We start from the raw sequence: 13,911 nt of genomic DNA, 5'->3' as shown, positions 1-13,911 counted from the left end.
CAAGGCGGGCGTCCGGAGCCGTGGCCCCACATGAACCTCCGGCGGTCATGTACTAGAGTTATCTCGACATCGAGATATCTGCCGAGCCGTACCGGGACCGTGGTGCAGACGGTCGCGGGGACACGCGCGCACGCACGCAACACGACGCATGAAGGAGACTGCCGTGTCGGCGAACAGCTTCGACGCCCGCAGCACGCTGCAGGTGGGCGACGAGTCGTACGAGATCTTCCGGCTGGACAAGGTGGAGGGCGCCGCCCGGCTGCCCTACAGCCTGAAGGTGCTGCTGGAGAACCTGCTCCGCACCGAGGACGGCGCGAACATCACCGCCGACCACATCCGTGCGGTCGGCGGCTGGGACTCGCAGGCGCAGCCGAGCCAGGAGATCCAGTTCACGCCGGCCCGCGTGATCATGCAGGACTTCACCGGCGTGCCCTGCGTGGTGGACCTGGCCACCATGCGCGAGGCGGTCAAGGAGCTCGGCGGCGACCCGGCGCGCATCAACCCGCTCGCGCCCGCCGAGCTGGTCATCGACCACTCGGTCATCGCCGACCGCTTCGGCACCCCCGACTCGTTCGCGCAGAACGTGGAGCTGGAGTACGGCCGCAACAAGGAGCGCTACCAGTTCCTGCGCTGGGGCCAGACCGCCTTCGACGAGTTCAAGGTCGTCCCGCCCGGCACCGGCATCGTTCACCAGGTGAACATCGAGCACCTGGCCCGTACGGTCATGGTCAGGAACGGCCAGGCCTACCCCGACACGCTCGTCGGCACCGACTCGCACACCACCATGGTCAACGGCCTGGGCGTGCTCGGCTGGGGCGTCGGCGGCATCGAGGCCGAGGCCGCGATGCTCGGCCAGCCGGTCTCCATGCTCATCCCGCGCGTCGTCGGCTTCAAGCTCACCGGCGAGCTGCCCGCCGGCACCACCGCGACCGACCTGGTGCTGACCATCACCGAGATGCTGCGCAAGCACGGTGTCGTCGGCAAGTTCGTGGAGTTCTACGGCGAGGGCGTCGCCGCGACCTCGCTCGCGAACCGCGCCACCATCGGCAACATGTCGCCGGAGTTCGGCTCGACCGCCGCGATCTTCCCGATCGACGCCGAGACGGTGAGCTACCTGCGGCTGACCGGCCGCTCCGAGCAGCAGGTCGCGCTCGTCGAGGCCTACGCCAAGGAGCAGGGCCTGTGGCTGGACCCGGCCGCGGAGCCGGACTACTCCGAGAAGCTGGAGCTGGACCTGTCGACGGTGGTGCCGTCGATCGCCGGCCCCAAGCGCCCGCAGGACCGGATCGTGCTCGCGAAGGCCGCCGAGCAGTTCGCCGTGGACGTCCGCAACTACGTCACCGACGACCAGGAGGCCGGCAAGGAGTCCTTCCCGGCCTCCGACTCCCCGGCCCTGTCGAGCAACGGCGTGCCGACGAAGCCGACCCTGGTCACCGCCGAGGACGGTTCGACCTATGAACTCGACCACGGCGCGGTGACGGTCGCGGCCATCACCTCCTGCACCAACACCTCCAACCCGTACGTCATGGTCGCCGCCGCGCTGGTGGCCAAGAAGGCCGTCGAGCGGGGCCTGACCCGCAAGCCGTGGGTCAAGACCACGCTGGCCCCCGGCTCGAAGGTGGTCACCGACTACTTCGACAAGGCCGGCCTGACGCCGTACCTGGACAAGCTCGGCTTCAACCTCGTGGGCTACGGCTGCACGACCTGCATCGGCAACTCCGGCCCGCTGCCGGAGGAGGTCTCCAGGGCGGTCAACGAGGCCGACCTCGCCGTCACCTCGGTGCTCTCCGGCAACCGCAACTTCGAGGGCCGGATCAACCCGGACGTCAAGATGAACTACCTGGCGTCCCCGCCGCTGGTCGTCGCGTACGCCATCGCCGGCTCGATGAAGCTGGACATCACCAAGGACGCGCTGGGCACCGACCAGGACGGCAAGCCGGTCCACCTGGCCGACATCTGGCCGTCGGAGTCCGAGGTCAACGACGTGGTCGCGTCCGCGATCGGCGAGGACATGTTCCGCACCTCCTACAGCGACGTCTTCGCGGGCGACGCCCAGTGGCAGGCGCTGCCGATCCCGACCGGCGACACGTTCGAGTGGGACGCGGAGTCCACCTACGTCCGCAAGCCCCCGTACTTCGAGGGCATGACGCCGGAGCCGGTGCCGGTCACCGACATCTCCGGCGCCCGGGTGCTCGCCAAGCTCGGCGACTCGGTCACCACCGACCACATCTCCCCGGCCGGTGCCATCAAGGCCGACACGCCGGCGGGCCAGTACCTCACCGAGCACGGCGTGCAGCGCCGCGACTTCAACAGCTACGGCTCGCGCCGCGGCAACCACGAGGTCATGATCCGCGGCACCTTCGCGAACATCCGGCTGCGCAACCAGATCGCCCCCGGCACCGAGGGCGGTTTCACGCGCGACTTCACCCAGCCGGACGCACCCGTGGCGTTCATCTACGACGCCTCGCGCAACTACATCGAGCAGGGCATCCCGCTGGTGGTCCTGGCGGGCAAGGAGTACGGCTCGGGCTCGTCGCGCGACTGGGCGGCCAAGGGCACCGCGCTGCTGGGCGTCAAGGCGGTCATCGCCGAGTCCTACGAGCGCATCCACCGCTCCAACCTGATCGGCATGGGCGTGCTGCCGCTCCAGTTCCCGGAGGGCGAGAGCGCCCTGACGCTGGGCCTGACGGGTGAGGAGACGTACTCCGTCACGGGCGTCACCGCGCTCAACGACGGCAGCACCCCGCGCACGGTGAAGGTCACCACGGACACCGGCGTGGAGTTCGACGCGGTGGTCCGCATCGACACGCCCGGCGAGGCGGACTACTACCGCAACGGCGGCATCATGCAGTACGTCCTGCGCTCGCTGATCCGTCAGTAGGACGGCGCCCGCACGGCTGTTGTAACTCGCCAGTAACACGGACCGCGTCCCCCTCGGTGGGGGACGCGGTCCGTCCGTTTTGCGCGAGCCAATCCGCCGATCGTCCGCCATCGACTGGTTGACGTCGCTCTGACCTGCTGTTTTGTCGTCCCACATTTCGGACAGGTCTCAACTCGGGAAAGCTTGCCGCCCAAACACGCACTTGATCTTGCCCTGCCCGAGAGAAGTGGACTATACCTGTCGGCGTCCGAGGAACCCGCTTCTGAGCGGGTTCGGGCGGGGGAATCGGCAAGCCGGCGCAGCCGGAGTTCGGATAGCGTCCCCGCCTCACTGGATGCACGGTTTCACTCAAGCTTCAACGTTCGCGGTCGTCGGCGGGTGTCGCTGCACCGCATGAGTCCTGGAGAAGGCGAGGACTTGAGCATGGGATCCGAGATCAACCGGCGCGATGCAATCAAGCGGGCGATGGCGATCGGTGTGGTGGCCATTCCGTCGGCGTCGGTGCTGACGGCGTGCGCCACCTCCAGTGGCGGTGACTCCGACAAGAAGAAGCCGGCTCCGGCCGGCACGAAGTCGGCGAGCAATCCGCTCGGTGTCAAGAACGGCGCGCCGCTCGAGGCATTCGTCTTCAAGGGCGGTTTCGGCGACGACTACATCAAGGCCGCCGAGGCCCAGTACAACAAGACCTACGGCGCCAAGGTGCAGCACACCGGCACGCAGGGCATCGGCCCCAAGCTGCAGCCGCGATTCGCCAACAACACCCCGCCGGACTTCATGGACAACTCCGGCGCCGACAACCTCGACACCGCGGCCCTGGCCAAGGAGAGCAAGCTCCTCGACCTCACCCCGCTGCTGGACGCGCCGACCATCGACGACCCGTCGAAGAAGGTCCGCGACGTCCTGATCGCCGGCACGGTCGAGCAGGGCCAGTTCGGCTCGCAGCAGATGTACGCGCTGAACTACGCCTTCACCGTCTACGGCAGCTGGTACAGCAACAAGCTCTTCAAGGAGAAGGGCTGGACCTACCCGCAGACCTTCGACGAGGCCGTCGCGCTCGGCGCCAAGGCCAAGGCCGAGGGCATCGCGCTGTTCACGTACCCGGGCAAGTACCCGTACTACGTGCACTTCGACATGTTCCACCAGTTCGGCAAGGTCGGCGGCAAGGAGGTCCTGAACGCCATCGACGACCTGGAGGACGGCGCCCTCCAGGTCGACGCGGTCAAGCAGGTCATCGAGTACTACGAGGAGCTGGCGGCCAAGAAGCTGTTCCTGACCGGCTCCGAGGGCAAGACCCACATCCAGATGCAGACCGACTGGACGAAGTACAAGGCCGCCCTGGTGGCCGACGGCTCGTGGGTGGAGAACGAGGCCGCCCCGACCATGCCGAAGGACTTCGACCTCGCGGTCGGCCCGCTGGTCGGCGGCGGCCCGAGCGACAAGATGCCCTTCGGTACCGTGTACGCGGCCGCCGGCGAGCCGTTCATCGTCGCCGCGAACGGCAAGAACCCGACCGGCGGTATGGAGCTGCTCCGCATCATGCTGTCCAAGCAGCAGACGGACAACTTCACCACCACCATCAAGTCGCTCACCTGCGTCTCGGGTGCGGCCGAGGGCCTGTCCCTGACCCCGGGCCTCGCCTCGGCGAGCGCGGCGCTCAAGGCCGCCGGTCCCAACGTGCTCAACGCGCGTATCCAGGACTGGTACAAGAAACTCAACAACGAGACCCTCGGCAACCTGACCGCCAAGCTGCTGACCGGGCAGATCAAGGCGGCGCAGTGGATCGAGCAGGCCCAGAAGGCCTGCGACGACACCAAGAAGGACTCGTCCGTGCCCAAGTTCAAGCACGTCTGATCCGCATTCCCCCTAACGGCTGAGACGAGAGCGACCGGCGACATGCGACACGGCAAGTACCGGTTCATCATCGGATTTCTGGCGATTCCTGTAGCGCTGTACGGGGTCTTCGTGATCTCGCCATTCGTCCAGGACTTCCAGATCTCCATGACGGACTGGACCGGACTCACACCCGACAGGCACTACATCGGGCTCGGGAACTACCGGAAGATCATTCACAACCACCTCTTCTGGCAGTCGCTGTGGCACAACGTGCTGCTGCTGCTGATCGTGCCGGTCGTGACGCTGGCACTCGGTCTGTTCTTCGCTTTCATGCTGAATGTCGGTGGCCGGCGCAGAGGCGCGTCGGTCACCGGCGTCAGGGGCTCGGGCGCATACAAGATCATCTTTTTCTTCCCGCAGGTGCTGTCGGTCACCGTGATCGCCATCCTGTGGCAGCAGATCTACAACCCCGACCCGGACGAGGGCGTGCTGAACGCCGTGCTGTCGAACGTCGGCCTCGGCTCGCTGACCCAGTCCTGGCTGGGCGACCCGCACCTCGCCCTCGGCTGCATCATGGCCGTGATGGTGTGGGCGAACGTCGGCTTCTACGTGGTGCTCTTCTCGGCGGGCATGGCCTCCATCCCGACCGAGATCTACGAGGCCTCGCTGCTGGACGGGGCCAGCCGCTTCGTCACCTTCTTCAGGGTCACCCTGCCGCTGCTGGCGGACACGGTGGCCACCGGATGGGTGTACATGGGCATCATCGCCATGGACGCCTTCGCCTTCGTCCAGCTGATGTCGGTCAACTACGGCGGTCCCGACGAGAAGACCGACGTGGTGCCGCTGCTGCTGTACAAGACCGCCTTCCGGGACAACAGCCAATACGGTCTGGCGGCAGCCATGGGTGTCGCCATGCTGATCGTCACCCTGCTGTTCGCCGTACTGACGCTGCGGCTGTCGCGCCGCGAGCGCATCGAGTTCTAGGGGTTCCGCGATGACCACCGAGACGATCGACGAGCTCCCGGAGTCGGCACCCCGCAAACCGGGCTCGCCCAGCACCTCCGCCACCCGCTGGAAGTGGCGCTACAGCGAGGGCGGTGTGCTGAACGCCTTCAGTCACATCTTCCTGCTGGTGTGGGGTCTGATGGTCGGCCTGCCGCTGCTGTGGGCGCTGTGGAGCTCCTTCAAGAGCTCCGGGGACATCCTCAGCCACCCGCTGTCCTTCCCGACCCACTTCCACTTCGACAACTGGTCCCACGCCTGGTCCAAGGCGCACATGGGCCGCTACTTCGTCAACACGATCATCGTCGTCGGCTTCTCGACCTTCGGCACGATGCTCTTCGGCTCGATGGCCGCCTACGTGCTGGCGCGCTTCGAGTTCCCGTTCAACCGGCTGATCTACTTCATCTTCGTCGCCGGCATGGCCTTCCCGGTCGTGATGGTGCTGGTGCCGCTGTTCTTCGTGACCACCAACCTGCACATCATCAACACCCTGCCGGGCCTGATCCTGGTCTACATCGCGTACTCGCTGCCCTTCACGGTCTTCTTCATGACCTCCTTCTTCCGCACCCTGCCCACCTCGGTGGCGGAGGCGGCGCTGGTGGACGGCGCGTCGCACACCCGGACGTTCTTCCAGATCATGGTGCCGATGGCCAAGCCCGGCATCATCAGCATCGGGATCTTCAACATCCTCGGGCAGTGGAACCAGTACCTGCTGCCCTTGGTACTGAACCAGGGCAACACGGACAAATGGGTGCTCACCCAGGGGCTGGCGGACCTCGCCGTGCAGCAGGGCTACCAGGGCGACTGGGGCGGCCTCTTCGCCGGCCTGTCGATCGCCATGCTCCCGGTGCTGGCCGTCTACGTGGTCTTCCAGCGCCAGGTGCAGGCCGGGCTGACCGCGGGGGCGCTCAAGTAGCGCGCCCCGCCGACGCTGCCGGACCGGCGGCCCCGTCCTCGGACGGGGCCGTTTCGCGGTGTTCGCACCGGCTTGCGGAACGGGCGATTCCCATAACGGTGTGGCTCTCCCCCTTGACGGGACATCACCCCAAACACTCAACTTAGAGTTCACATGTTGTAGACGACGGGGTCTTACTGGTGTGCTGCTGCCGTCAAGGGGCCATCAGGGTCCAGCCGGCCGCACCAGACCGGCCCCGTCCCGTGCGGGCAAGCGGGCACTGGCCGCCTGCCGGGCAGGAGTGGATGTCGTGGAGACACCGGGTTCGCAGTCGTCGCTGCACCGGGCCAACCTGGAGCGCGTCGTACGCGCGGTCCGGCTGGCCGGATCGCTCACCCAGGCGGAGATCGCCCGCAGCACCGGCCTGTCGGCCGCGACAGTGTCCAACATCGTACGCGAGCTGCGGGACAACGGGACGGTGCAGGTCACGCCGACCTCCTCGGGAGGTCGGCGGGCCCGCAGCGTGGCGCTGTCCGGGGACGCGGGCATCGTCGTCGGGGTGGACTTCGGCCACTCCCACCTGCGGGTGGCCGTGGGCAACCTGGCCCACCAGGTGCTGGCCGAGCAGTCCGAGCCGATCGACGTGGACGCCTCCGCCTCGCAGGGCTTCGACCGTGCGGAGCAGCTGGTCGCGCGGCTCGTGGAGTCCACCGGGATCAGCCCCGGCAAGGTGCTCGGCGTCGGCCTCGGCGTGCCCGGTCCGATCGACGTGGAGACCGGCGCGCTCGGCTCGACGGCGATCCTGCCCGGCTGGAGCGGCATCAATCCGCGCCAGGAGATGTCCGACCGGCTCGGCGTCCCGGTGCAGGTCGACAACGACGCCAACCTCGGGGCGCTCGGCGAGCTGGTCTGGGGCGGCGGCCGCGGGGTCAAGGACCTGGCCTACATCAAGGTGGCCAGCGGGGTCGGCGCCGGCCTGGTGATCGACGGCCGGATCTACCGCGGCCCGGGCGGCACGGCGGGCGAGATCGGTCACATCACGCTGGACGAGTCGGGCCCGGTCTGCCGCTGCGGCAACCGCGGCTGCCTGGAGACCTTCACCGCCGCCCGCTACGTCCTGGAGCTGCTGCGCGGCAGCCACGGGGAGGGGCTGAGCATCCCGCGGATGGTGCAGCTGGCGCGCGAGGGCGACCCCGGCTGCCGCCGGGTGACGGGCGACGTCGGGCGGCACATCGGGATGGGTGTGGCGAGCCTGTGCAACCTGCTGAACCCCTCCCGGGTGGTGCTGGGCGGCGACCTGGCGGAGGCCGGTGAGCTGGTGCTCGGCCCGATAAGGGAATCGGTGTCCCGTTACGCTATCCCCAGTGCCGCCCAGCGGCTGTCGGTGGTGCCGGGGGCCCTGGGAGCGCGGGCGGAGGTGCTGGGGGCGCTGGCCCTGGTGCTGAGCGAGATGGGCGACTCCACCCTGCTGGACGGCACCCACCCGGTCGACACACCGGCCGTTTCGGCATAACTGAGCGTTCACACTGCTAACGAAACGCGCCGTTGCAATCTCGTTAAGTGTTTACTTCTTGACGACAGGGTGTCAGCCGGAGTTGACTCACCTCCACCTCGGCCGCAGTGTTGCGGCCCTGTCAGGGAGGCAACCTCAGATGAACGCAATGACGCGTCGGATCGTCATCGGCACCGCGGCCGTTTCGCTCGCCCTCGGTGCGGCGGCGTGCGGCAAGGCCGGCGGCGGCGACGACAAGGGCTCCGACAAGGGGTCCTCCAAGGGCAGTGCCGACAAGTCGATCGGCCTGCTGCTCCCGGAGAACGCGACCACGCGCTACGAGAAGTTCGACCGGCCGCTGATCACCAAGAAGATCAACGAGCTGTGTCCCGACTGCTCGGTCGAGTACGCGAACGCCGCCGCCGACCCGGCGAAGCAGGCTCAGCAGGTCAGCACCATGATCGCCAAGGGCGTCAAGGTCCTGATCGTGGACGCGCAGGACTCGAAGGGCATCAAGTCGTCGATCCAGGCCGCGAAGGACAAGGGCATCAAGATCGTCGCCTACGACCGCCTCGCCGAGGGCCCCATCGACGCGTACGTCTCCTACGACAACGAGAAGATCGGCGAGCTGCAGGGCCAGGCGCTGCTCGACGCCATGGGCTCCAAGGCGACGCCGTCTGCCAACGTTGTCATGATCGACGGTGACCCCGCCGACCCGAACGCCGCCATGTTCAAGGCGGGCGCGCACAAGATCCTCGACGGCAAGGTGAAGATCGCCTACGAGCAGTCGGGTCTGTGGAAGGGCGACATCGCCAACCAGAAGATGACCGCCGCCATCAACCTGATCGGCAAGGACAAGATCGCCGGCGTCTACTCCGCGAACGACGGCATGGCCGGCGGTGTCGCCACCGCCCTCAAGGGCGCCGGCATCAACCCGCCGCTGACCGGTCAGGACGCCGAGCTCGACGGTCTGCAGCGGATCCTGGCGGGCACCCAGACCGCCACGATCTACAAGGCCTACCAGCCGGAGGCGGACGCCGCCGCGGAGATCGCGGTCGACCTGCTCCAGGGCAAGGACTTCAAGACCGTCGCCGACGCCACCGCCAAGCAGCTGACCGGCGCCGAGGTGCCCGCCAAGCTCCTGCCCGCCACCTCGGTCACCACGGCCAACATCAAGGACACGGTCATCAAGGACGGTCTGTACACCAAGGACCAGATCTGCACCGCGGACTTCGCCGCCAAGTGCGCCGCCGCCGGCATCAACTGATCCGACGGCCCGTCCGGTCCGCACGGTCCCGGCCGCTTCCACGGCCTGAACCGTCTTCGTGAGCCTGTCCGGTGCCCGTTCCGTACAAAACACCCCGCTAACAGGGCGGGCACCGGACGGAAACGCTTGCGGGAGCGGCTTTTTGAAGAACAGGGGTCTACCCCACCCCCGTTCACTTTGTAATCTTGTCACCCGTGCATTGCGCACTCCCTCCGCGGCTGTTCGACGCAGCACGCGGCATCCCCGCCGGTCAGGCGGCGAAGGAGATGGTTCACGTGTCCGCTACGCCCGTGCTGGCGTTGCGCGGAGTCTCCAAGCGATTCGGTGCGGTCCAGGCCCTCACCGACGTCGACCTGGAGGTTCACGCCGGAGAAGTGGTCGCCCTGGTGGGCGACAACGGCGCCGGCAAATCGACCCTGGTCAAGACCATCGCGGGCGTGCACCCCGTGGACGAGGGCGTCATCGAGTGGGAAGGGCGGCCCGTGCACATCAACCGCCCGCAGGACGCCCAGCATCTCGGTATCGCGACCGTCTACCAGGACCTCGCGCTCTGCGACAACCTCGACGTCGTCGGCAACCTCTACCTCGGCCGGGAACTGCTGCGCTTCGGCAGCCTCGACGAGGTCACGATGGAACAGCGCTCCCGCGAACTTCTGAACACGCTGTCCATCCGGATCCCCAGCGTCCGGATCCCGATCGCGAGCCTCTCGGGTGGCCAGCGGCAGGTCGTCGCCATTGCCCGCGCGCTCATCGGCGACCCCAAGGTCGTCATCCTCGACGAGCCCACGGCCGCCCTCGGCGTGGAGCAGACGGCGCAGGTGCTGGACCTCGTCGAGCGGCTGCGCGAGCGCAACCTCGGCGTGATCCTGATCAGTCACAACATGGCCGACGTCATGGCGGTCTGCGACACCGTTCACGTGCTGCGCCTCGGCAGGAACAACGGTGCCTTCCCGGTCAAGGACACCACCAACGAAGAGATCATCGCGGCCATCACCGGCGCCACGGACAACGCCGTGACCCGCCGTCTGGCGCGCAACGCGGAGGCAGCCCAGTGAGCGACAAGACCACGATGAGCAAGCCCGTGGACGAGGTGCCGCCGCCGGCGGTCCCGACCGTCGACCCCCGGCTGCTGGTCCGGGAAGAGGGCTTCAAGGGCTACATCACGGAGTTCAAGCGCAAGCTGAAGGGCGGCGAGCTGGGCTCGCTCCCGGTGATCGTCGCGCTGATCATCATCTGGACCGTCTTCCAGGTCCAGAACAGCCTGTTCCTGAGCTCGCAGAACATGGTCAACATCGGCTTCTTCATGGCCGGTACGGGCATGCTGTCGATCGGCCTGGTCTTCGTGCTGCTGCTCGGCGAGATCGACCTGGCGGTCGGCTCGGTCAGCGGTCTGGCCTCGACGGTCTTCGCCATCCTGACCGTCCAGCACGGGGTCGACCCGACGCTCGCGGTCCTGCTGACCCTGCTCACCGGCATCGTCATCGGCGCCTTCCACGGCTTCTTCTTCGCCAAGATCGGCGTCCCGGCGTTCGTCGTCACCCTGGCCGGCTTCCTCGGCTGGGCGGGCGTCATGAAGTACCTGCTGCGCAGCACGGGCAGCCTCACGATCCAGGACAAGGGCCTGCTGCACACCCTGGGCCAGCGCTCCTTCTTCATGAACCAGAGCATCGCCGGCGCCTACATCCTGGCCACGCTCGCCGTCGCCGCCCTGCTGATCGGCTCTCTCATCGAGCAGCAGCGGCGCCGCAAGGCGTCCGTGCCCTTCCGGCCCACCGGGGAGATCCTCTTCCGCACGGTCGCGCTCGCGGTCGTCGCCTACGTGGCGGCGTACGTGCTGAACAAGTCCTCCGGCGTGCCGAACTCCCTGGTGATCTTCCTGGCCGCGCTGGTGATCTGCGACTTCGTGCTGCGCCGCACCACCTACGGCCGCAAGATCTTCGCGGTCGGCGGTGGCATCGAGGCCGCCCGCCGCGCCGGTATCAACGTGGCGATGGTCCGTATATCGGTCTTCGCGATCTCCGGCTTCTTCGCGGCCCTCGGCGGTCTCTTCCTCGCCGCCCAGCAGTACACCGCGACGCTCCAGGCCGGCAGCGGCAACCTGCTGATGCTCGCCATCGCGGCGGCCGTCATCGGTGGCACCAGCCTCTTCGGCGGCCGCGGCAGCGTCTGGTCGGCGCTGCTGGGCATGCTGGTCATCGAGTCCATCCAGATGGGCCTGAACCTGCTGAACAAGGACGACTCGATCAACGACATGATCACCGGCGCGGTGCTCCTCGCCGCCGTCGTCGTCGACTCGATCTCCCGCCGCACCCAGCGCAGCTCCGGCCGCGCCTGACCTGCCGCACGCACCACCCGGACCGCCGGGCGGACCTGGATCCCAGGACCGCCCGGCGGTTCCGTCGTTCGCGGGGCGCGCCGGGAGCGCCGACACGCCGCCCCGGGGCCCGGGGGGAGCGGCACGTGACGGACGTCGCACGGGTCGCCCGACGCGCCGGTAACCCGAACATTAGACTCTTCCGAAGGCCAGATCGGCCGGGAGCGACAGGCTAAGGAGGAACGGGTGGCACTGCTGACCCGTATCAACGGACCGCGCGACCTCGACCGGCTCAGCCCGCAGCAGCTCGTGGAGCTGTCCGCCGAGATCCGCTCCTTCCTCGTCGACGCGGTGTCGAAGACCGGCGGCCACCTCGGCCCCAACCTGGGCGTCGTCGAGCTGACCGTGGCGCTGCACCGGGTCTTCGACTCCCCGCGCGACCGCATCCTCTTCGACACCGGCCACCAGGCCTACGTGCACAAGCTGCTGACCGGACGGCAGGACTTCAGCCGGCTCAAGAGCACCGGCGGCCTGTCCGGCTACCCCTCGCGGGCCGAGTCCGAGCACGACGTGATCGAGAACAGCCACGCCTCCACCGTGCTGGGCTGGGCGGACGGCCTGGCCAAGGCCAACGAGCTGCTGCGCCGCGACGACCACGTCGTGGCCGTCATCGGCGACGGGGCGCTCACCGGCGGCATGGCCTGGGAGGCGCTCAACAACATCGCCGCCGCCAAGGACCGCCCGCTCGTCATCGTCGTCAACGACAACGAGTGGTCGTACTCGCCGACCATCGGCGGCCTCGCCAACCACCTGGCGACCCTGCGCACCACCGACGGCTACGAGCAGTTCCTCGCCCGCACCAAGGAGGTGCTGGAGCGCACCCCGCTCATCGGCCGCCCGCTCTACGAGACGCTGCACGGCGCCAAGAAGGGCCTGAAGGACTTCATCACCCCGCAGGGCATGTTCGAGGACCTGGGCCTGAAGTACCTCGGCCCGATCGACGGCCACGACGTCGAGGCCGTGGAGTCCGCGCTGCTGCGCGCCAAGCGCTTCCACGGGCCCGTCCTGGTGCACTGCATCACCGAGAAGGGCCGCGGCTACACCCCGGCCGAGCGGGACCGCACCGACCGCTTCCACGGCATCGGCCCGATCCACCCCGACACCGGCCTGCCGCTGTCCGAGGGCGGCGCCGACTGGACGTCGGTGTTCGGCGACGAGATGCTCGCGCTCGGCAAGGAGCGCCCGGACATCGTCGCCATCACGGCCGCGATGCTGCACCCGGTGGGCCTCACCAAATTCGCCGAGGCCTTCCCCGAGCGGGTCTTCGACGTCGGCATCGCCGAGCAGCACGGCGCCGTCTCGGCCGCGGGACTCGCCACCGGCGGGCTGCACCCGGTTTTCGCGGTCTACGCGACCTTCCTCAACCGCGCCTTCGACCAGGTCCTGATGGACGTGGCCCTGCACAAGTGCGGTGTCACCTTCGTCCTGGACCGGGCGGGCGTCACCGGAAGCGACGGGCCCTCGCACAACGGCATGTGGGACATGTCGATCCTCCAGGTCGTCCCGGGCCTGCGGATCGCCGCGCCGCGCGACGCCGAGCAGGTCAGGGCGCAGCTGCGGGAGGCCGTCGAGGTCCGTGACGCGCCCACCGTGGTCCGCTACTCCAAGGGCGCCGTCGGCCCCTCGGTGCCCGCGGTCGGCCGGATCGGCGGCATGGACGTGCTGCGCGAGCCGGCCGCCGGCGAGCAGCCCGACGTGCTGCTGGTGTCGGTCGGCGCGCTCGCCCCGATGTGCCTGGAGGCCGCCGCGCTGCTGGACGCCCAGGGCATCACCAGCACCGTCGTCGACCCGCGCTGGGTCAAGCCGGTCGACCCCGAACTGTCCGGGCTCGCGGCCCGGCACCGGCTCGTCGTCACCGTCGAGGACAACGGGCGGGCCGGCGGTGTCGGCTCCGCGGTCGCCCAGGCGCTGCGCGACGCCGAGGTGGACGTACCGCTGCGGGACTTCGGCATTCCGCAGCGCTTCCTGGAGCACGGCTCCCGCAAGGACGTGCTGGCCGCGGTCGGCCTGACCGCGCCGGACATCGCGCGCCAGGTCACGGGCGTGGTCGCGACCATCGACGGCCGCTTCGCCGACGAGGCCGCCGACCCGGTGCCGGCCGAGCCCGAGGCGGGCTGACCCGAGGCTCCCGCCGCCCGTCCGCCGCCGCGGCGCACCGGGCGGCGGC

The 13,911-nt window shown here is 68.6% G+C and carries 9 protein-coding genes; all 9 read left to right on the top strand.

Annotated features, from left to right (window positions below; translation table 11 throughout):
* Nucleotides 1–163: 163 nt before the first annotated feature.
* The 9 genes from acnA (at nt 164) to dxs (ending at nt 13,862) form a co-directional block, all read left to right on the top strand.
* A complete protein-coding gene (acnA, locus tag ACH4SE_RS24775) occupies nt 164–2,881 on the top strand; it encodes an aconitate hydratase AcnA (RefSeq protein WP_398545654.1) in 2,718 nt (905 codons plus the stop codon).
* Between the two features lie 423 nt (nt 2,882–3,304).
* Nucleotides 3,305–4,732: an N-acetylglucosamine/diacetylchitobiose ABC transporter substrate-binding protein gene (gene ngcE, locus ACH4SE_RS24770; protein WP_398545653.1), complete on the top strand. Its 1,428-nt coding sequence runs from the start codon at nt 3,305–3,307 to the stop codon at nt 4,730–4,732.
* 42 nt (nt 4,733–4,774) lie between these two features.
* Nucleotides 4,775–5,698 (top strand): carbohydrate ABC transporter permease, encoded by a 924-nt coding sequence (locus ACH4SE_RS24765; protein ID WP_398545652.1) that lies wholly within the window; start codon nt 4,775–4,777, stop codon nt 5,696–5,698.
* 10 nt (nt 5,699–5,708) lie between these two features.
* Complete coding sequence (locus tag ACH4SE_RS24760; protein WP_398545651.1) at nt 5,709–6,632, top strand: carbohydrate ABC transporter permease; 924 nt, start codon at nt 5,709–5,711, stop codon at nt 6,630–6,632.
* Nucleotides 6,633–6,921: 289 nt separating this feature from the next.
* Nucleotides 6,922–8,124, top strand: coding sequence for an ROK family protein (locus ACH4SE_RS24755; protein WP_398545650.1), 1,203 nt, complete (start codon nt 6,922–6,924; stop codon nt 8,122–8,124).
* Nucleotides 8,125–8,263: 139 nt separating this feature from the next.
* Complete coding sequence (locus ACH4SE_RS24750; RefSeq protein ID WP_398545649.1) at nt 8,264–9,370, top strand: sugar ABC transporter substrate-binding protein; 1,107 nt, start codon at nt 8,264–8,266, stop codon at nt 9,368–9,370.
* A 266-nt stretch (nt 9,371–9,636) separates the two neighbouring features.
* Nucleotides 9,637–10,425 carry an ATP-binding cassette domain-containing protein gene (locus ACH4SE_RS24745; RefSeq protein ID WP_398545648.1) on the top strand — a complete coding sequence of 263 codons (789 nt, stop codon included), beginning with the start codon at nt 9,637–9,639 and terminating at the stop codon, nt 10,423–10,425.
* A 14-nt stretch (nt 10,426–10,439) separates the two neighbouring features.
* Complete coding sequence (locus ACH4SE_RS24740) at nt 10,440–11,705, top strand: sugar ABC transporter permease (protein WP_398545784.1); 1,266 nt, start codon at nt 10,440–10,442, stop codon at nt 11,703–11,705.
* 225 nt (nt 11,706–11,930) lie between these two features.
* The gene (dxs, locus tag ACH4SE_RS24735) at nt 11,931–13,862 is read left to right on the top strand and encodes a 1-deoxy-D-xylulose-5-phosphate synthase (protein WP_398545647.1); all 1,932 of its coding nucleotides are present in this window, start codon (nt 11,931–11,933) and stop codon (nt 13,860–13,862) included.
* The last annotated feature ends 49 nt before the right edge of the window (nt 13,863–13,911 follow it).

Origin of the sequence: Streptomyces sp. NPDC020983 (assembly GCF_044333485.1) — a bacterium.
GTDB lineage: Bacteria > Actinomycetota > Actinomycetes > Streptomycetales > Streptomycetaceae > Actinacidiphila.
Note: the sequence above shows the minus strand (reverse complement) of the source record. Positions and strands in the feature narration are given on the sequence as shown.